Origin of the sequence: Acidovorax sp. K2F (genome assembly GCF_025246485.1) — a bacterium.
Lineage (GTDB): Bacteria > Pseudomonadota > Gammaproteobacteria > Burkholderiales > Burkholderiaceae_C > Acidovorax > Acidovorax delafieldii.
Window position 1 is genome coordinate 128,142 of record NZ_JAOBSQ010000060.1, and the last position, 19,746, is coordinate 147,887.

General features: G+C 66.6%; 16 protein-coding genes. 8 read left to right on the forward strand and 8 right to left on the reverse strand.

The genetic code is table 11. The annotated features are described in order from the left end of the window. Window positions 1–20 precede the first annotated feature (20 nt). The 4 genes from N4G42_RS24265 to N4G42_RS24280 all read left to right on the forward strand — a co-directional run bounded on the left by N4G42_RS24265 (window position 21) and on the right by N4G42_RS24280 (window position 3,673). Complete coding sequence (locus N4G42_RS24265; RefSeq protein ID WP_056742688.1) at window positions 21–2,363, forward strand: NADP-dependent malic enzyme; 2,343 nt, start codon at window positions 21–23, stop codon at window positions 2,361–2,363. Window positions 2,364–2,517: 154 nt separating this feature from the next. Beyond that, a complete protein-coding gene (locus tag N4G42_RS24270; protein ID WP_056056729.1) occupies window positions 2,518–2,925 on the forward strand; it encodes a ribonuclease domain-containing protein in 408 nt (135 codons plus the stop codon). A gap of 134 nt (window positions 2,926–3,059) precedes the next feature. Continuing rightward, entirely contained in the window at window positions 3,060–3,485 is a 426-nt protein-coding gene (locus N4G42_RS24275; RefSeq protein ID WP_015016366.1) for a barstar family protein, read from the forward strand. Further along, on the forward strand, window positions 3,464–3,673 hold the full coding sequence (locus N4G42_RS24280; protein ID WP_015016367.1) for a hypothetical protein: 210 nt from the start codon (window positions 3,464–3,466) through the stop codon (window positions 3,671–3,673). Before N4G42_RS24275 ends, N4G42_RS24280 begins: the two co-directional genes overlap by 22 nt. A 274-nt stretch (window positions 3,674–3,947) precedes the next feature. On the opposite strand, the gene rsmA is transcribed toward N4G42_RS24280, so the two are convergent. From rsmA to N4G42_RS24295, 3 genes are read right to left on the reverse strand one after another with little or no spacing between them, the layout of a single operon-like run. Then, complete coding sequence (gene rsmA / locus N4G42_RS24285; RefSeq protein ID WP_260668992.1) at window positions 3,948–4,727, reverse strand: 16S rRNA (adenine(1518)-N(6)/adenine(1519)-N(6))-dimethyltransferase RsmA; 780 nt, start codon at window positions 4,725–4,727, stop codon at window positions 3,948–3,950. Between the two features lie 55 nt (window positions 4,728–4,782). Further along, complete coding sequence (locus tag N4G42_RS24290) at window positions 4,783–6,216, reverse strand: peptidylprolyl isomerase (RefSeq protein ID WP_099731714.1); 1,434 nt, start codon at window positions 6,214–6,216, stop codon at window positions 4,783–4,785. Window positions 6,217–6,219: 3 nt separating this feature from the next. Beyond that, window positions 6,220–8,601, reverse strand: coding sequence for an LPS-assembly protein LptD (locus tag N4G42_RS24295; protein ID WP_260668993.1), 2,382 nt, complete (start codon window positions 8,599–8,601; stop codon window positions 6,220–6,222). Window positions 8,602–8,754: 153 nt separating this feature from the next. Between N4G42_RS24295 and N4G42_RS24300 the strand changes: the two genes are divergently transcribed. The 3 genes from N4G42_RS24300 to N4G42_RS24310 all read left to right on the forward strand — a co-directional run bounded on the left by N4G42_RS24300 (window position 8,755) and on the right by N4G42_RS24310 (window position 12,130). Continuing rightward, window positions 8,755–9,909 (forward strand): aminoglycoside phosphotransferase family protein, encoded by a 1,155-nt coding sequence (locus N4G42_RS24300; protein ID WP_260668994.1) that lies wholly within the window; start codon window positions 8,755–8,757, stop codon window positions 9,907–9,909. A gap of 99 nt (window positions 9,910–10,008) precedes the next feature. Further along, the gene (locus N4G42_RS24305) at window positions 10,009–10,773 is read left to right on the forward strand and encodes a 16S rRNA (uracil(1498)-N(3))-methyltransferase (protein ID WP_121941420.1); all 765 of its coding nucleotides are present in this window, start codon (window positions 10,009–10,011) and stop codon (window positions 10,771–10,773) included. Window positions 10,774–10,972: 199 nt separating this feature from the next. Beyond that, window positions 10,973–12,130, forward strand: a complete 1,158-nt coding sequence (locus tag N4G42_RS24310) for a GGDEF domain-containing protein (RefSeq protein ID WP_260668995.1) — start codon at window positions 10,973–10,975, stop codon at window positions 12,128–12,130. On the opposite strand, the gene N4G42_RS24315 is transcribed toward N4G42_RS24310, so the two are convergent. Together N4G42_RS24315 and N4G42_RS24320 are read right to left on the reverse strand one after the other, a co-directional pair. After that, window positions 12,114–12,668 carry a DUF3617 domain-containing protein gene (locus tag N4G42_RS24315; RefSeq protein ID WP_108498178.1) on the reverse strand — a complete coding sequence of 185 codons (555 nt, stop codon included), beginning with the start codon at window positions 12,666–12,668 and terminating at the stop codon, window positions 12,114–12,116. The two genes, N4G42_RS24310 and N4G42_RS24315, sit on opposite strands and share 17 nt — an antisense overlap. Window positions 12,669–12,797: 129 nt before the next feature. Then, window positions 12,798–14,096 (reverse strand): acyl-CoA dehydrogenase family protein, encoded by a 1,299-nt coding sequence (locus N4G42_RS24320; protein ID WP_260668996.1) that lies wholly within the window; start codon window positions 14,094–14,096, stop codon window positions 12,798–12,800. 208 nt (window positions 14,097–14,304) lie between these two features. Between N4G42_RS24320 and N4G42_RS24325 the strand changes: the two genes are divergently transcribed. Continuing rightward, window positions 14,305–15,066 carry an SOS response-associated peptidase gene (locus N4G42_RS24325; protein ID WP_260668997.1) on the forward strand — a complete coding sequence of 254 codons (762 nt, stop codon included), beginning with the start codon at window positions 14,305–14,307 and terminating at the stop codon, window positions 15,064–15,066. A gap of 42 nt (window positions 15,067–15,108) precedes the next feature. Here N4G42_RS24325 and N4G42_RS24330 read toward each other — a convergent pair whose 3' ends face one another. The 3 genes from N4G42_RS24330 to ubiD form a co-directional block, all read right to left on the reverse strand. Continuing rightward, window positions 15,109–16,368, reverse strand: a complete 1,260-nt coding sequence (locus tag N4G42_RS24330; protein WP_260668998.1) for a branched-chain amino acid ABC transporter substrate-binding protein — start codon at window positions 16,366–16,368, stop codon at window positions 15,109–15,111. Window positions 16,369–16,419: 51 nt separating this feature from the next. Further along, the gene (locus N4G42_RS24335; RefSeq protein ID WP_260668999.1) at window positions 16,420–18,060 is read right to left on the reverse strand and encodes a long-chain-fatty-acid--CoA ligase; all 1,641 of its coding nucleotides are present in this window, start codon (window positions 18,058–18,060) and stop codon (window positions 16,420–16,422) included. Window positions 18,061–18,223: 163 nt separating this feature from the next. Then, complete coding sequence (gene ubiD, locus N4G42_RS24340; RefSeq protein WP_260669000.1) at window positions 18,224–19,711, reverse strand: 4-hydroxy-3-polyprenylbenzoate decarboxylase; 1,488 nt, start codon at window positions 19,709–19,711, stop codon at window positions 18,224–18,226. Window positions 19,712–19,746 lie beyond the last annotated feature (35 nt).

Genomic DNA, 19,746 nt, shown 5'->3' on the forward strand with positions numbered 1-19,746 from the left:
CCCTGAGTTGGAGACACTGAATGCCCGAGAACACCACGGCCCAGAACAACAACGATTCCGACAAGCGTGCCCAGTTGCGCCGTGCCGCTCTCGAGTACCACGAGTTTCCCAAGCCCGGCAAGCTGGCGATTGCCGCGACCAAGCAGATGATCAACCAGCACGATCTCGCGCTGGCCTACTCGCCCGGCGTGGCCGCGCCCTGCGAAGAGATCGTCAAGGACCCGGCCAACGCCTTCCGCTACACCTCGCGCGGCAACCTGGTCGCCGTGATCAGCAACGGCACGGCCGTGCTGGGCCTGGGCGACATTGGTGCGCTGGCCTCCAAGCCAGTGATGGAAGGCAAGGCCGTCCTGTTCAAGAAGTTCGCGGGCGTGGACGTGTTCGACATCGAGATCGACGAGAAGGACCCCGCCAAGCTGGTGGAGGTGATTGCGGCACTGGAGCCGACCTTTGGCGCCGTGAACCTCGAAGACATCAAGGCCCCCGACTGCTTCTATGTGGAGCGCGAGCTGCGCAAGCGCATGAAGATCCCGGTCTTCCACGACGACCAGCACGGCACGGCGATCACGGTGGCGGCTGCCGTCGTGAATGCGCTCAAGGTCGCCAACAAGAAGATCGAAGACGTGAAGCTGGTCACCAGCGGCGCGGGTGCGGCGGCCCTGGCCTGCCTGAACCTGCTGCTCAAGGTGGGCGTGCAGCGCAAGAACGTGTTCGTCACCGACCTGGCTGGTGTGGTGTATGAAGGCCGCGAAGAGCTGATGGACGACGACAAGCGCCAGTTCATGCAGAAGACCGACGCGCGCAAGCTGGCCGAGGTGATGGTCGGCGCCGACGTATTCCTGGGCCTGTCGGCCGGCAACGTGCTCAAGCCCGAGATGGTGGCCACCATGGCCGAGCGCCCGGTGATCTTCGCGCTGGCCAACCCCAACCCCGAGATCACGCCCGAGCTGGCGCACAGCGTGCGCAACGACATCATCATGGCCACGGGCCGCTCGGACTATCCGAACCAGGTGAACAACGTCCTGTGCTTCCCGTACATCTTCCGTGGGGCACTGGACTGCGGTGCCACCACCATCACCGATGAGATGGAGATTGCCGCGGTGCACGCGATTGCCGAGCTGGCACAGGCCGAACAAAGCGAGGTGGTGGCCGCCGCCTACGTGGGCGAGAAGCTGACCTTCGGGCCCGAGTACCTGATTCCCAAGCCGTTCGACCCGCGCCTGATGATGAAGATTGCGCCCGCCGTGGCCCAGGCCGCCATGGACAGCGGCGTGGCACAGCGCCCCATCGCTGACATGGACGCGTACCGCGACCGGCTGCAGACCTTTGTGTATGCCTCGGGCACGACGATGAAGCCCATCTTCGACGCGGCCCGCAATGCCGCCAAGAAGCGGGTGGCCTATGCCGAGGGCGAAGAAGAACGCGTGCTGCGTGCTGCGCAGATCGTGGTGGACGAAAAGGTGGCGCGCCCCACGCTGATCGGCCGCCCCGCCATCATCGCCCAGCGCATCGAAAAGTTTGGCCTGCGCCTGAAGGAAGGCGTGGACTACGACGTGGTCAACACCGACTTCGACCACCGCTACCGCGACTTCTGGCAGACCTACCACCGCATGACCGAGCGCAAGGGCATCACCCAGCAGGTTGCCAAGATCGAGATGCGCCGCCGCCTCACGCTCATCGGTTCGATGATGCTGCACAAGGGCGAAGTGGACGGCCTGATCTGCGGTACTTGGGGCACCACCGCCAACCACCTGATGTACATCGACCAGGTCATCGGCAAGCATGCAGGCGGCGCCGACAGCACCGAGCAGGATGTGCCGGTGTACGCCTGCATGAACGGCCTGATGCTGCCGGGTCGCCAGGTGTTCCTGGTGGACACGCACGTCAACTACGACCCCACGCCGCAGGAGCTGGCCGAGATCACCGCCCTGGCCGCCGAGGAAATGATGCGCTTTGGCATCAAGCCCAAGGCGGCGCTGCTGTCGCACTCCAACTTCGGCACCAGCAACAGCCCCAGCGCCGTGAAAATGCGCCGGACGCTGGAACTGCTGCGCCAGCAGGCCCCCTGGCTGGAAGTGGACGGCGAAATGCATGGCGACGTGGCGCTGGACGGCAAGGCCCGCTCGGCGCTCATGCCCAGCAGCGAGCTGACCGGCGACGCCAACTTGCTGGTGTTCCCCAACATCGACGCCGCCAACATTGCCTACAACCTGCTCAAGACCGCAGCAGGTGGCGGCATTGCCATCGGCCCCGTGCTGCTGGGCGCTGCCAAGCCGGTTCATATCCTGACACCCAGTGCCACCGTGCGTCGTATTGTGAACATGACAGCCCTCACCGTGGCCGATGCCAACGCCCTGCGGTAAGCCTTAAAAGAATAGCAAGCGCTAACTTAAAATCCCTGCAAAGCCCTTCAGCGTCTGCCCAATCTTTGTGCAGACGCTTGCTTTTTGGGGACCGTTGAGCGACACTAGCGGGTCGAAATTTCGGGTTAACCCGTAGTTTCTGAAAGGTTCGTTGATGCTGAAGGCTGTAGCCACCCGGGCGCGCAAGGCAGGGTTATTGTGTGTTTTGGGTGTTGCTTTCGTGCTGTCTCCGGTCGCGGGACATGCCCGGAAATCCCCGTCCACCGACGGGTCCATCACCCCCATCGCACTGGCCGAGTTGCCGCCCCAAGGGCGGACAACGTATGCGCTGATTCGTGAGGGCGGGCCCTTTCCGTACGACAAGGACGGATCGGTTTTTGGCAATCGCGAGCGGCTGTTGCCCGCCCAAAAGCGGGGCTACTACCGTGAATACACCGTCAGAACACCAGGATCGCGCGACCGGGGAGCCCGGCGCATCGTGTGTGGCGGCAAGCCCCGGATGCCGGATGCCTGCTACTACACCAGCGACCACTACGCCAGTTTTCGCGAGATCGTCGAGTAACCCCAATGCGTCGTACGCCAGCCCATCCCTGAAAGCGTACGCCGCGCCCCATTGAATTCCCCATTCACAGGCCGCATCCTGCAGCCTGTGAGATGCCAGAAGTTTGTGGACTTTATAAAGAAAGAGTAGCGGAGATGCAGACGCCACTTCGTAAAGACCTGGAAACGCCACTGCGTGGCGTGCGCACCAACATCGTGCAGTCCATTCGCGCCTTCCGCGTGCAGGACCTGCAAGATGCAGCCACCTCCATGGGTCACCATTTCTTGTACGCCAATCTGGCCCACGCGCAGTCCAAGCAGGATGTGCTGGACCTGATTGCCGCCCAATTCACGTTCCCGTCGCACTTCGGCAAGAACTTCGATGCGTTGTACGACTGCATGACAGACCCCTTGCACAAATCGGGCCCGCAGCCTGGTTTCATCGTGGTGCTGGAGCAGATTCCTGCCACGGGCAAGTTCGACAAGGAAGCGCGCGAGCAGCTGCTCGACATCTTCCGTGATGCCGCCGACTACTGGGGTGATCGCAAGATCCCCTTCCGGTGTTTCTATTCTTTTCTGTAGCCCGTTCTGCATCCACCAGCCAAGCAGAACGGGCGAACGAGGCTAGCGACACCCAGGCCGTGGAAGGCATCGAGATCAACGGCGAACCCGCTGAAAAGATGCCCACCGACAAGCTTGTGGACGTGTCGCCCATGGCGCTGCGCATGAGCAGCCCTTTCAATGCCGGGTATTGGCTCAGCGCCGCATAACTCGGTACATCCCCCTGAGCGGCTACGCCGCTTCCCCCTTCTCTCGGCTTCGCCGGGAAGGGGGACGACACCAGCGCGGCGGGGCGGCCCTTGCGCGGTGTCTCTGGCATGGTATGTCGCCCATCGTCGAGGGCAGAGTTGAATCAAGCGCCTGCCACACCCGAGGCAGGCCTCTTTTCCTGCCATTGATGCGGATGATGCTGGTGCACTGCACCCCATTTTTTTGCCCCATAGACCGCCAGCACCCATTCAACAAGCGCTGCCAGCTATCAATTTAAGAGCAATTCTGCGCCAGGGCCACGTATTCAGCCACGGGCACTTCCTCGGCACGGCGCTGGGTATCGAATTCACCAGCGAACTGGCGTGCTTCGAGCCAGCGGCCCAGCGTGTGGCGCAGCAGCTTGCGGCGCTGGCTGAAGGCGACCTGCACCAGCTCTTCCAGCAGCGGCACAGACAAGGCCGCAGGCTCTGCATGCGGCACCATGCGTACCACGGCGCTGTCCACGCGTGGCGGCGGGTCGAAGCTCTCGGGCGGCACGAACAGCACGTTTTCCATCGCGTAGCGCCATTGCAGCATCACCGACAGGCGACCGTAGTCGCCCGTGGCGGGGCTGGCCACCATGCGGTCGATCACTTCCTTTTGCAGCATGAAGTGCTGGTCTTCGATGACCTGCACATGGTCCAGCAGATGGAACAGGATGGGTGTGGAGATGTTGTAGGGCAGGTTGCCCACCACGCGCAACCGCAAACCGGGCTGTCCTGCCTTGTCACGCAGGGTCTGCGCCAGTGCGGTGAAGTCCACCTTGAGCACGTCCGACTCAATCACGTCGAGCTGGCCATGCAGGCGCAGGCGCAGCGCCAGGTCGCGGTCCAGTTCGATGACCGTGAGGCGCCCCAGGCGTTCCACCAGGGGCTGCGTCAACGCGGCCAGACCGGGCCCAATCTCGACCATGGGTTGGCCGGGCAGCGGCGCAATGGCCTGCACGATGCCGTCGATGATGCCCTGGTCGGACAGGAAATGCTGTCCGAAGCGCTTGCGGGGAATGTGTTTCAACGCGGCCTTACCTGTTGTCGTGTCTGAGAGTGCTTGGAGCTCGTGTGCGCTGCACTCACTGGGGTGGCTCGCGGTACTCGACATACGCGCGCCCGCGCAACTCCTGCGCCCAGGTGGCATAGGCCTCGTCGAGCTTCTTCTCGCGCACCGTGCTGCGGGCCATTTCGCGCTGCTCGCGCTGGGTGAGCTTGGCCTCGCGGCGTTCGAGCAGCTGGATCAGGTGCACGCCAAAACGCGAAACCAGGGGTTCGCTGATGTCACCGGGCTTGAGGGCGTCCAGCGCTTGCTCGAACTCGGGGACATACCGGCCTGGGTTGGCCCAGCCGAGGTCGCCGCCCTCCTTGGAACTGCCGTCCTGCGAATGCTCGCGCGCCAGGGCTGCAAAGTCGGCCTGTCCCGCCAGCAAGCGGCGGCGGTAGTCGGCCAGGCGCGCGGCGGCGGCGGCTTCGGACAACTGGGGGCCCGTGCGCAGCAAGATGTGGCGCGCATGGTTTTGCACTACGGTGGTCGGCATACCCGCCGTCACACGTTCCACCACCTTGAGCACGTGAAAACCCGCTGGCGAGCGCACCGGGCCCACGATGGAGCCCACCGGCAGGCCGAGGGTGGAGTTCACAAACAGCTCCGGATAACGATCCGCAGGCCGCAAGCCCAGCAATCCACCAGCGCGCTGGCCTTCGGGCGCATCGGAGAACTCGCGGGCCACCGCTGCAAAGTCTTCGCCCGCGCGCACCTTGTCGGCCGCTCGCTGTGCCCGTGCCTGCCGCTCGGCCACCTGCGTGGGGGTGGCGTTTTCAGGCACCAGCACCAGCACATGGCCCAGGTTGATCTCCATGGCGGCGACATCCGTGCCCTTTTGCTCTTCACGCAGGAACTGGTCCACGTCCAGATCGCTCACCTTCACCCGCGCTTCGACTTCGCGCTCGCGCAGGCGCTGCTGCAGCAACTGGTTGCGCAGCTCTTCGCGAAAACGGTCCTTGCTCATTCCATCGCGGGCCAGGCGCGCATACAGCTCGTCCACCGTCATGTCGTTCTGGCGGGCCACGCCCTGCTCGGCCTGCGACACGGCGTAGTCATCGACCTTGATGCCCGATTCGCGGGCCTGCTGCAGCTGCACCTTCTCCAGGATGATGCGTTCGAGGACTTCGCGCGCCAGCGCATCGCGCGGTGGCATGGCACCGCCCTGCTTGGCGATCTGCGCCTCGGCACGTGCCAGGCGCGAGCGCACCTCGTAGTTGGTCACGGGCTCGGAGTTGACCACCGCCACGATGAAGTCGGCCGAGCGCGGGGCCGCGCTGGTGGAAGGAGCGGGCAGCGTGATGGAGGGCACGGCAGCAGGGCGCGCATTCAGCGAAGACGGCGAGGAAGACAACCCTGTCTTGCCCGAGGACGAGGTCCCCGAGGGGCGCAGGCCCTGGGCCGCAGCGCCTTGCGCCACGAGGGATGCCAACGCGGCCGTCAAGGCCAGTGCGAATACACGGTGGTTCATGGTCTAGTCGTAGTTGCTGAAGCGGCTGGGCGTGGAGACCTGCTCGCGCAGGTTCTGGTAACGCGGCACATTTTGCTTGAAGGAGTCGAGCGGGCTGGAGCCCAGGCTCAGGCGGGAGAAGCCCACGAATTCGATCTGGAACAGCAGGCGCGTGTTGGAGCTGGTCACACTGCTTTGCAGACGCTCCAGCACCACACGGCCGATCCAGCAGCAGCTGTCGTACTCGAAGCCCACCACGGTGTCCACGAGTTTGCGGTCCTTCATGCTGTAGTTCAGGCGGCCCACGCTGTACCAGCGCCCGCCGCCCTGGCCGCGGCCGGGGCCCAGGTCCTTGCCCTTGTCGCCCCACAGGTCGTTCAGCGGCCACTGCCAGCCGATGTCGATCTGCTCGCTGGTGCCACGTTGCAGACGGTAGGCCGCGCTCACGGTGCGGTAGTTGCTGGGGCTGTAGCGCGCGCCGATGGTCGAACGGATGGACTGTCCGGTCTTGGGGTTGTACTGCACGGTGGAGTCAAAGCTCCACTGCGGTGTCCAGTTGATGCCCGCGCCCAGCAGCAGGTCCGACAGGCGCTCGCTGACCGGCGTGCCCCCTGGCAGGGTGACCTTCTGGTCCGAGAAACGCACCCGCTGGGCAATGCCGAAGCGCGCTGCCTGGGCGCCCGACTCAGGGTCCAGCAGGCGTGTGGTCACGCCCAGGGTCAGCAAGTTGTTGTCGGCCAGCCGGTCGTTGCCGCCAAACGCGTTCTCTGTGTAGATGGTCGCAAAGTTGAAGTCATTGGCCGCCGTGTCATACACCGGCAGCATGCTCTGGTCGCGGTAGGGCGTGTAGGTGTAGAACGCCCGGGGCTCCAGTGTCTGCAGGAAGGCGCGACCAAAGTAGGCGGTGTCACGCTCGAACACCAGGCCGCTGTCCAGGCTGAAGGTAGGCAGCGTGCGGCTGGCCGAGCGCTGGCCGTTGGACAGGGCCGAGTCAAACTGGTACTGCGTGGCATGCAGTTGCAGGCGCGGGGTGATGAAGCCGCCCGGCGACAGGAAGGGGCGGCTGATCTGCGCCATGGCGTAACTGCGATCGGCATTGGGCTGGCCCGTGAGCGCACGGGCTGCTTCAAAGCGCGTGGTGTCCAGCTCCACGCTGGCATCGAATCCACCGCCCAGCTGCGAGGGGTTGTAGCGCCATTGCACCTGCGGCATGCGGTCATACGGAGGCACGATGGGCGAGCTCACGTCTTGCAGCGTCTGCCATTTGAGGGTGCGCACGGTGGCCGACATGTCGTTGCGGCCCCAGGACAGGATGGCATCGTTGGGCAACAGGCGCTGGCGCAACTGCTCGGTGGCGCGGCTGAAGTCGCGCCAGTAGTTGTCATCACTCACGCGGTTGAGGTTGAGGTTCAGCCCCAGCCCGCCGATGCCGGTGTCGAACGCGCCTTCGTGTTTGCCGCTAAAGCTCCAGCGCACACGGTCGCGCAGACGGTCGGTGGGCATCACGTCGGCGCTGATCTGGCCTTTGTAGGTTGGCTCCAGGTAGCGGAACTCGCCGCCCACGTTGGCGCCTCGTTTGGTCATGAGCGCGGCGCGCAAGGTGGCATCGCGGTTGGGCGCGATGTTCCAGTAATACGGCTGCATGTAGGTCACGCCATCCCGGCTGTCGAGCCCGACGGTGGGCGGCAGCAGGCCTGATTTGCGCTTTTCCGACAGTGGGAAGCTGATGTACGGAATGGGCAGCACCGAGATGCCCTTGAACTCCAGCACCGCATCTTCGGCCGTGCCCACCTCTTCCTCGTTGTCAATGCGGATGGTGGCGGCGCGCAGCACCCAGTCGGGCTGCCAGCTTTCCTCGTTGCCACGCTCGCAGGTGGTGTAGGTGCCGTTGTGCACCACGGCGCGGTAGCGGTCCACAAAGTCCACCCGCGTCGCATCTCCATGCGCCTGCGTGGCCAGGAAGCGGTAGCGCGCGTCGCTGAAGAAGCCCTCGAAGGCCTCCACCCGCAGCTCCAGCGCCGTGCCTTCGTAGACGTTGCCTGCGCGGTTGATGCGCACCTTGCCGTTGGCCTTGGCCAGGTCCTCGGGCACGTTGTAGTCGAGCCGGTCGGCGCGGATGACCGTGTCGCCCCGGCGCAGCTCGGCGTTGCCTTCAATCAGTGCATTCAGGTCGGTCTGGCCGCTGATGTGGTCGCCCTTCACAAAGACGGGCAATTGCGAACGCACGGCGTCGGGAATCTTTTCCTGCAGCAGGGGTGACGTGCGCAGCACCGGCGGCGCATCCCAGGCGCTGGGCGCGGCTCCGTCCTGGGCCAGAGCCGCCAGCGGCAGGCCACACCAGGCCAGCGCAACGCCCAGGGCCAGCACGCGGGGCACGGGGGGCCGCAGCCGTGCAGACTTCGCCATGGCGGGCCGGGCGCGAAGGGAGGTGAGGTTCTGCACGGTGAGGGGCTGGCAGCGTGGCACGTGGGGTGTTGAGGGGCGGTAGCGGACAAAGGGACCGGTCCTGGCCAGCGCGCACGGCGCCAGCCACGACCGGTTTGTAAAATCGGATTATCCATGAGCCACCCCATCCCCCCATCGCCCGCCGGCCAGCCCCTGGGCGCCACCGTGGCCGCACCTGCTACGCCCGCCGCCTCCACCCCTGTCAGCTGGCCTGATGCAGCCCGTCGCGCGGCCTTCGAAGCCTGGTTGGCGCCTCTCGTGGGCCCCCACCAGCTGCTGCCTGCCACGCTGCGCCCCGCCTCGGCCGATGCCAGCTTCCGCCGCTACCTGCGCATCGACACAGCCACGGGCGCCAGCCGCATCGTCATGGACGCGCCGCCCGACAAGGAAAACTGCCAGCCGTTTGTGCAGGTGCAGGGCCTGATGGCCGCCGCGGGGCTGAACGTGCCGCAGATCCTGGCGTTTGATGCGCCCACCGGCTTCATGCTGCTGTCCGACCTGGGCCACCAGACGGTGATCGAGCGGCTGAACCCTGAAAAACCCCAGGACGCCTACGCCTGGTACCAGCAGGCCACCGATGTGCTGCTGCAGTGGCAAAAGGCGTCCACCCCCGGCGTGCTGCCCGCCTACGACGAGGCGTTGCTGCGCCGCGAGCTGGCGCTGTTCCCCGACTGGTACCTCGCCCAGCACCGCAGCGTCACGCTGGATGACAAGCAACAGGCCACCTTGAGCAGCGCCTTTGACGCCATCGTGGCGCACAACTTGGCCGCCCCGCAGGTGTATGTGCACCGCGACTTCATGACCCGCAACCTGATGGCACCTGCCGAACAGGGCGCCCCCTTGGGCGTGCTGGACTTCCAGGACGCTGTCTACGGCCCCATCACCTACGACATTGCCAGCCTGCTGCGCGATGCGTTCATCAGCTGGGAAGAAGAATTCGTCATCGACATTACCGTGCGTTACTGGGAAAAGGCGCGCAAGGCCGGACTGCTGGGCGCCACCAGCGCCAGCGGCTGGGGCGATGACTTTGGCGAGTTCTACCGCGCGGTGGAGTGGATGGGCCTGCAGCGGCACCTCAAGGTCGCGGGCATTTTTGCGCGCCTGACCTTGCGCGATGGCAAGCCCAAGTACCTGGCCGATGCGCCCCGCTTCATCGCCTACATCCGCGCCACCGCCAACCGCTACCGCCAGCTGGGGCCGCTGCTCAAGATGCTGGACCAGATCGAAGGCACCGAGCCCGTGGTGGGGTTTGCGTACGGCCGCATGTAGCCACAGCCCTCCGCATCCACGGCACGCCCCAAGAAATCAAGCAAAAACCGGCTCAAGCGCAGACAAATCATGCGCTAGCAGCTATTACAAAGATAGCAAATGCCCCGTTTCCATTGCCCGGCCCCCCTGGCCACCGGCGCCGAGCTGGACCTGCCGCCGGGCGCTGCACGCCATGTGCAGGTGCTGCGCCTGCAGCCTGGTGACGGCATCACGCTGTTCCACGGCGGCCAGAGCTCGGCCGACCCGGGCGGCGAGTTCGATGCCACCGTGGTCAAGATGGGCCGCAGCGATGTGCGCGTGCTGGTGGGGGCGCACCACGCCATCGAGCGCGAGGCGCCCCGCGCCGTGCACCTGCTGGCGGGTATCACCGCCAACGAGCGCATGGACTGGCTGGTCGAGAAAGCCACCGAACTCGGCGTGGCCAGCATCACCCCGCTGGTGGCCGAGCGCAGCGTGCTCAAGCTCAAGGGCGAGCGCGCCGACAAGAAGATCGCCCACTGGCAGGCCGTGGCCGTGGCCGCCTGCGAGCAGTGCGGCCGCAACCGCGTACCGGTGGTGCACGCCGCCATCGACCTGGCAGGCTGGCTGCGTTCACCAGGGCAGGGCCTGACATCTCCCGAGACACGGGACACTCCCCAGCGCCTGCTGCTGTCGCTGCGGGCCGGTACCGTGCCGCTGCGCGAGGCCACGGGCAGCGCGGATGGCCAGCGCCCCGTGCTGTTCCTCTCGGGCCCAGAGGGCGGGCTGAGCGCTGCGGAAGAGGACCTGGCGCTGCAACACGGCTTCGCCCCCGTCACGCTGGGTCCGCGTGTGCTGCGTGCCGAGACGGCCCCGCTGGCCGCCTTGGCCGCGCTCACGCTGTAGCGCGACACCCCGCGCGCAGGTCGGGCTCGCCACGCGGGCCCCAGGCCTGGTCAAGGCCCGGACAAGCCCTGGGGGGCTATACGCACGGCACTACCTCACCGTAAAATCTCCGACCGGCCGGTAACCCAGGATCACACGGGTTTCGGGCCACCCCGCCCGCGCGCCGCGCGGCCCTCTCTCCTGGCCGGAGCCCCCCACCTTGCGCCCACCCGCCCGCTGGCAGCGCCTCAAGGATGTGATCCTCTCCACCGACCCTCGGCGGCGCACGCTGGTGGGCATGGCCTTGCTGGCGCTCACGCTGATGGCAGGCAGCGCCGGCGTGATGCTGCTGGTGGCACATTCCAGCACCACCGTGGACCAGACCGCCGTGCAATGGTGGGCCGCCCTGTCGGTGGGCGGCCTGGTGGTCATGACGGCCTTCATCCGCTCCGGCGAAACCGCCCGCCTGCGCGACCCCTCGCTCACCATCCCGCAAATGGTCTGGACCATCACCAGCGGCGCCGTGGCCTATGTGCTGGCAGGCGATGCGCGCGGGCTGGTGCCCAGCGTGCTGGCCATGATCCTGTTCTTTGGCACCTTCGGCCTCACGGTGGCCGAGGTGATCGGCATTGGCGTGTATGCGCTGCTGGCCTTTGCCAGCGCCATCGGCGTCAGTTCGCGCTTCAACGCCAACGCCTCGGGCTACCTCGATACCGCCTACGCGCTGATGGTGCTCATCGTGCTCAGCGGCTGCATTGCGCTGAACCTGCGCATCCAGCGCATCCGCGCCAAACTGCAGCAGCAGCGCGAGGCACTGGCCCAGGCGCTCGAAGTCAACCGCGAACTGGCCACCCGCGACGAGCTGACGGGCCTCATCAACCGCCGCGCCATGCTCGACCTGATGGCGCTGGAGCACCGCCGCAGCCTGCGCAGCGGCCGCCCGATGCTGCTGGCGCAGCTGGACATCGACCACTTCAAGCCCATCAACGACCAGCACGGCCACGCTGCCGGCGACCGCGCGCTGCAGGCCTTTGCGGGCACGGTGCGCGCCAGTGTGCGCGATACCGACGTGCTGGCCCGCTGGGGTGGCGAGGAGTTTGTGCTGATGCTCACCGACACCTCGGCAGACCATGCGCGCGAGTTGCTCGAACGCATCCGCCAGGCCGTGCAGGCGCTGGAGATTGCCCACAGCGCAGGCTCATTGCACCTCACGGTGTCCATCGGCCTGGCGCAGCACCTGCCCGGAGACACCGTGGAGCACACGCTGGAACGCGCCGACCAGGCGCTGTACCACGCCAAGGCCCTGGGCCGCAACCGCGTGGTGGTGGCGCCTGCCGCCCACCGTACCGTGGCGGCAGGGTCTAACGCACGGGCTTGATCGTGCCGCAGTCAGCGGCGAGCCACTTGCCGTTTTGCACCATGTCGATCTGCTCGGGCTTGCCGTTCGACGTGGTCTTGACCTTGAAATTGCCCGTGTAGGCCGTGGGGCCCTGGAAGGTCATCGTTCCTTCGCCCGTGGTGGGCGGCTGCCCCTGGGCGCCCTTGCAGCTGAACGTCATCGCCACCGCGTTGGGGCCCGTGCGTTGCACGTTCTGCGTGCAGCCCTCCTGCGCCGGAATTCGGTCCAGGTCGGCCTGCTCGGGGCTGATGCAGACCTTCACGGTGTTGCCGCTGGGGCCCATGCTCACACCCTGCTGGGCCATGGCTTGCTCCATCTGCTTGCGCTGCGCGGGCGTCAGGCTGGCCATGGACTTCTGCATCTGCGCCATTGCGGCCTCCAGCTGGCCACTCTGGCTTTTCATGGTCACGCTGTTCTCCCACAGGCCGGGCCGCAGCTTCTGGGGCTGGGCGTGGGCAGTGCAGAGCACAGCGAAGGAAACGGCAAACACGAAAGCGCGGGGGATGGTGGTGTGCATGGTGTGGGGGCCTCAGTGCCAGCGGCTGGGACCACAGTATCGGCAAGCACGCCCCGGCTGCCAAGTGGAGACGGAGCACTTCAGGGGCCACGATCGACGGCACGCTCTCTCTGAAAGACGCCGGACCGCTCAAGCACTCAGGTGCGGCGGCGCGCGCAGCTGCTCGGGGGTGGTGAAGTAGGCCGCCGACGCCTCCAGGGCCGCACGCGCCTGCGCCAGCTCATGGCGCGCCACGGTGCGCAGGTGCACCTCGTCGGGCCCATCCATCAGCCGCAGCGCGCGGCCCCAGGTCCAGAAGGCGGCCAGCGGCGTGTCGGGCGACAGGCCCATGGCGCCAAAGATCTGCATGGCGCGGTCCACCACCCGCTGCTGCAGGCGCGCGGCCACCACTTTGATGGCAGCGACCTGCGCACGCACGGCGCGCGTGTCCGCCGCATCGGCTGATTCGCCCTGGTCCAGCATCCACGCAGCGTGCAGCACCAGCAGGCGCGCCTGGTCGATCTCGATGCGCGAATCGGCCAGCCACTCCTGCACGTTGGCCTGATCGGCCAGCGGCTTGCCAAACGCCGTGCGCTCCAGCGCGCGCTCGGTGGCCAGGCGCAGCGCCAGTTCGCACTGGCCGATGGTGCGCATGCAGTGGTGCACACGGCCCGGGCCCAGGCGCGCCTGCGCCATCGCAAACCCCGCCCCCCAGTCGCCCAGCAGGTGGTCCGCAGGCACACGCACGCCCTGCAGCAGGATCTCGCAATGCCCCTCGGGCGCATGGTGGTGCAGCACGGGGATGTTGCGCACGATCTGCACACCCGGCGTGTCCACGGGCACCAGCACCATGCTGTGGCGGCGGTGGCTGTCTGCACCATCGGCATCCGCATTGCGGCACAGCACGATGAGCAGTTGGCAGTGCGGATGCGCCGCGCCGGTGATGAACCACTTGCGGCCGCTGAGCACCAGGCCATCCCCCTCGCGTCGCACCGTGGTCTGCAGGTTGGTGGGGTCGGACGAGGCCACGTCGGGCTCGCTCATCGCAAAGGCCGAACGCATCTGGCCGTCCAGCAACGGTACCAGCCAGCGGGCGCGCTGCGCGGGTGTGGCAAAGCGGTGCAGCAGCTCGATGTTTCCGGTGTCCGGCGCCTGGCAGTTGAACACCTCGGCCGCCCAGGGCAGGCGGCCCATGGCCTCGGCCAGTGGTGCGTAGTCGAGGTTGGACAGGCGGGTGCCCGGCTCGTCCTCGCGCAGCGTGGGCAAGAAAAGGTTCCACAGCCCTTCTTCGCGGGCCAGGGCCTTGAGGTCTTCCAGGAACGGCGGCGGGTAGTCGCGCGCGGCCACGGCCGCATGCCAGGCGGCGTTGTAGGGCAGCAGATAACGGTCGATGAACGCCAGCAGGCGATCACGCAGTTGCAGAGCCAGCGGGGAAGGTGCGAAGTCCATGCGGACATTGTGAAAACAGCGCCAGCACACGTCACAACGCAAGCGACAACGGGCTTGACGCACATCACGGCCTGCCCGGAGCGCCCTCAGGGAGGCAAACACAGCGCTATTTTATTGATAGCTATCAAGGCATATTGCACTAGCGCTACCAGCCTCTTTTGCTTGAAATCTCGCTGAGCGCCCCCCTGCACACGGGTACCATGGCCCCATGAGTACCCACTACGAAACCCTGCAACACGCCGACACCTACCGCGAGGCGTTTGCGGTCGAGCCCCCTGCGGCGCTGGGTGAACGCCACCTGTGGCCCCGCAAGCCAGGTTTGTTTATCGTGCATGCCGCGACGGCCGCCGCCCTGGCACAAGGGCCCACGAGCCCGGCCGAGGAGACCGCTCCATCAACAACTGCATCAGACACCCCCGGCAACGCCGCCCCCGACCGGGTACTGGTGCCTGCGCAATGGGGCCTGGTGCCGCACTGGGTCAAGTCGGCATCCGACGCCAAGCTGCGTGCACCCAAGCTGGTCAACGCCAAGTCCGACACCGCCTCCACCGGCACGGCGTTTCGCGACGCATGGCTGAACGGCCAGCGCTGCATCGTGCCCATGGCTGCGTTTTATGAGGACGACCTGCGCAGCGGCAAGGCCGTGCCCACCCGCGTCGCGCGCGTGGACGGCAAGCCGATGGGCGTGGCGGGCCTGTGGGCGCGCTGGCTGGGCGCTGACGGCGAGGTGATCATCAGCTACTGCCTGCTCACGGTGAACGCCAACAACCACGCGCTGCTGCACCGCTACGGCCAGCCCGGCAGCGAGAAGAGCATGCCCGCCATCCTGAACGAAGGCGCGTACGACGCGTGGCTCACGGCCCGGCCGGAAAAGGCCAAGGAGTTCATGCGCCAGTACGCGGCGCAGTGGCTCACGGCCAACCCGGTGGAGAAAAAGGCGGACAAGTTGCCCAAGGGGTGGCTGGATTGAAGGCAGTCGCCGCCACCCGCACGGGGCCTGGGCTGCGCCCGCTCAGGATGGCCGCTTCATCTGGCAGGACGTCGGCTGGGCGCTGATGTAGTTGTCCCACGCCACTTCGGAGCGGAAGCCGTAGCCGGTTTTCTCCGCGTCGTACTTCACGCCCTTGCTGCCCTGCTTGGCCCAGATGCCCAGGTACAGCGGGGCTTCAAGCTGGTGGTCGGTTTTGCGCATGCGCACCTCGCCCATGGGGCTCTTGTAGGTCATGCCCTCCAGCGCCAGGGCCACCTTCTTGGCGTCGGTGGACTGGGCCTTGCGCATGGCTTCGCGCAGCATGTGCACGCTGTTCCAGTGGGCGGCAAACACAAAGTCTTCACCGGTCTTCTTCTTGTAGTCCACGTAGATCTTTTCGAGCTCGGGGGTGGGGGCGTTGTGCACCCAGTTCCAGATGACCCCGACCTTGCCTTCGCCCCAGGGCCCGATCTGCGCGGGCGTGCCGGGGTTGTTGGCATTGAGCGTGAAGTAGTTGATGTTCAGGCCATAGTCGCGCGAGGACTTGAACAGCAGCGTGAGGTCGCTGCCCCAGTTGGAGGTGATGACGGTGTCGGCCTTGGTGGCGGCAATCTTGGCCACGTACGAGGCGAAGTCACGCGTCTGGGCGATGGGGATGAAGTCATCGCCCACAACCTCGATGTCGGGCCGCTTGCGCGCGAGGTATTCCTTGGCGGCCTTGGAGACCTGGCGGCCGTGGGTGTAGTCCTGGTTGAGCAGGTACACGCGCTTCACATCCTTGCGGCCTTGCAGGTAGGTGGTCAGCGCCTCCATCTTCATCTCACTTGATGGATAGAAGCGGAAGTGCCAAAAGCTGCAGCGCTCGTTGGTGAGCTGCGGGTCCATGGCGGCGTAGTTGAGGTACACGGTGGCGCGCTCCGGATCGCGCTCGGCGAGCTTGTTGAGGCCGTCCACCAGCGCCAGCGCCACCCCCGATCCGCCCCCTTGGGTGATGTAGCGTACGCCCCGGTCGGTGGCAGCCTTGAGTGCGTTCAGGCTCTCCTGCGGCGTGCCCTTGTTGTCGAAGTCCATCACCTCGAACTTGGGCTCGTTGGGCCCCGCCTTGGCATTGACCTGCGCCACCACCTCGCGCAGCTGGTTGAGCGAGCTTTGGCCGGTGAGCGCGAACGGGCCTGACAGCAGATCGATGAAGCCGATCTTTACCGTCTCGGCCGCGCCGGCGTGCGCCGCCATCACCAGCGCTGCGGCGCACGCGCCGGCCTTGAGCCATTGATGAGGCCATTTCCTGGGAACCATGTTCATGGGTGTCTCCGTGGGGTGGGTGGGTAGGAACTGGGTCAATGTGGGGCGATGTCAATCGCCGCCGAACACCGAGCCATGGCGTTGCCGCAGCTCGTTTTTTTGGACCTTGCCGGTGCCGCCCAATGGCAGGCTCTCGACAAACAGCACTTCGTCGGGCAGCCACCACTTGGCAACACGCTCTGCGAGGAAGTCCAGGATCTGCGCCTTGTCGAGCGACTGGCCGGGCTTGCGCACGATGAAGAGCAGCGGGCGTTCGTCCCATCGGGGGTGCTTTACGCCGATGACAGCGGCCATGGCCACCGCGGGATGCGCCACAGCGGCGTTCTCCAGGTCGATGGAGCTGATCCATTCGCCACCCGACTTGATCACGTCCTTGGTGCGGTCGCGGATCTGCACCACGCCCTGCGGGCTGATGGTGGCGATGTCGCCCGTGGGGAACCAGCCATCCACCAACGCCGAACGCTCGGCCTTGTGGTACCGGTCCACGATCCACTGGCCGCGCACCATCAACTCGCCCTGCGCCACGCCGTCGCGCGGCAGGCTGGCGCCGTTTTCGTCGACCAGCTTGAGTTCGATGCCGAACACCGACTTGCCCTGCTTGGCGACCAGTGCATGGCGGTCCTCGGGCGGCAGCTCGGCATCGGCCGCGCCCAGCACGCTCATGGTGGCGATGGCGGTGGTCTCGGTCATGCCCCAGCCGTGGCGCACCTCCACGTCGTACACGTCGTTGAACTTGGCGATCAGCGCCTTGGGCATGGCCGACCCGCCCACGCCTGTGCGCCGCATGGTGGTAAAGCGCAGCCCGTGCTGCTCCACATGCTGGATCAGGCCCATCCAGATGGTGGGCACACCCGCGCTGACGGTGACGCGCTCGGTCTCCATCAGCTCGTACAGGCTGGCGGCATCCAGGCGCGGGCCGGGCAGCACCAGCTTGGCCCCCCCAATCAGGGCCGCATAGGGCAGGCACCAGGCGTTGATGTGGAACATGGGCACGACGGGCAGGATGGTCTCCCGCGCGCTGATGCTCAGCACGCCCGGCATGCAGGCCGACAGGGCACTGAGCGCCAGCGCCCGGTGCGAATACAGCACGCCCTTGGGGTTGCCGGTGGTGCCCGAGGTGTAGCACAGCGCTGCGCCGGTCTTTTCATCACATTCGGGCCACACAAAGCGGTCATGCTGGCCGGCCACCAGGGTCTCGTAGGCCTCGACCCCGGGCACCCTTTGCAGGTCGATGGTGCCCAGCATTTCGGCATCACACAGCGCCACCCAGTGCCGCACGCGGGGGCACAACGCCGCAATGGCACGCACCAGCGGTGCAAAGGTGGTGTCAAACAGCACCACCTCATCGTCGGCGTGGTTGACGATGTAGGCCAGCTGCTCGGGGTGCAGGCGCGGGTTGCAGGTGTGCATGACCATGCCGCTGCCCGACACGGCGTAGTACGCCTCCAGGTGGCGGTGGTTGTTCCAGGCCAGCGAGCCCACCACGCTGCCAGGGCGCAGGCCCAGCGCCTGCAGCGCGTTGGCCAGCTGCCGGGCGCGCCGGGCCATGTCGGCAAAACGGTAGCGGTGCAGGCTGCCATCGGTGTCGCGCGAGACGATCTGCTGGTCGCCGTACTGGTTCTCGCCATGTTCGAGGATGGCCGAAACCAGTAATGGCCGGTCCATCATGCTGCCGGGCTGGTGCTGCTGCATTGCCGTTGTCTCCTAGGGATGTGCGCTGTGCTGCATCCCGGCATCCGTGGGTGCCGGTGCAGGGCCCTCTTTATCGGGGCTGGCACATCGTCGCAAACAACGCGGGGCGTGCTTGTCTTCTACGTGACTGGGGAGCTCTGCACCGCCGCGGTGCGCGGTGGTGTCACAGGCCCAGCGCCGTAAAAAGCCCGTCCACGCGCGCCTGCACGGCGGCCTCCATGACCATGGGGCTGCCCCATTCGCGCTGCGTCTCGCCGGGCCACTTGTTGGTGGCGTCCATCCCCATCTTGCTGCCCAGGCCGCTCACGGGCGAGGCGAAGTCCAGGTAGTCGATGGGCGTGTGCTCCACCAGCAGCGTGTCGCGCGCCGGGTCCATGCGGGTGGTGATGGCCCAGATCACGTCCTTCCAGTCGCGCACGTCCACATCGGCATCGACCACCACGATGAACTTGGTGTACATGAACTGGCGCAGGTGGCTCCACACGCCCATCATCACGCGCCGTGCATGGCCGGCGTAGGCCTTGCGGATGCTGACCACCGCTAGCCGGTAGCTGCAGCCTTCGGGCGGCAGGTAGAAGTCCACGATCTCGGGGAACTGCTTTTGCAGCAGCGGGATGAACAGCTCGTTCATCGCCAGGCCCAGCACGGCGGGCTCGTCGGGCGGTTTGCCGGTGTAGGTGCTGTGGTAGATCGCGTCGCGCCGCAGCGTGATGCGGTCCACGGTGAGCACGGGGAATTCGGCGCATTCGTTGTAGTAGCCGGTGTGGTCGCCATACGGCCCTTCCAGCGCGTGTTGCCAGCCGCTGGCGTGTTTCGCGTCGGGCTGGATGTGACCTTCGAGCACGATCTCGGCGGTGGCGGGCACCTGCAGGGGCACGCCCAACGCGGGCGTGACTTCGGTGCGGGCGCCGCGCAGCAGGCCGGCGAACTGGTATTCGCTCAACGCATCGGGCACTGGCGTGACAGCCCCCAGCAGCGTGGCCGGGTCGGCCCCTAGCGCCACGGCCACGGGGTAGGGCTGGCCGGGGTGGGCGGCGCAGTGGTCGGCAAAGTCCAGCGCCCCGCCCCGGTGCGCCAGCCAGCGCACGATGACCTGGTTGCGCGAGAGCACCTGCTGGCGGTAGATGCCCAGGTTCTGCCGCGCCTTGCGCGGGCCGCGCGTGATGGTCAGACCCCAGGTAATGAGCGGGGCCACGTCGCCAGGCCAGCAGTGCTGCACGGGCAGGCGGGCCAGATCCACGTCCGGCCCCTCCCACACCTCCTGCTGGCAGGGTGCGCCGCGCGCCACGGTGTGCGGCGCCATGTTCCACAGGGTCTTGAGCAGCTGGCCCATGCCCAGCATGTCCTTGAAGCCTTTCGGCGCCTCGGGCTCCTTGAGGGTGGCCAGCAGTTCGCCCAGGGCGCGCACACCGCGCAGGTCGGCTACGCCCATGGCGCGGGCCACGCGGTCTGTGGTGCCAAACAGGTTGGTGAGCACCGGCATGCGGTGGCCCGTGGGCTGGGTGAACAACAGCGCCGGGCCGCCTGCGCGCAGCACGCGGTCGCTGAGCGCAGTCATCTCCAGGTGGGGCGAGACGGGCTCCGCCACGCGACGCAGGCCGCCCGTGGCTTCGAGCTGGGCCATGAAGTCGCGCAGGTCGCTGTAGGCCATATCGGGTCCAGGATTTGAATGAAATTGGCCGCTAG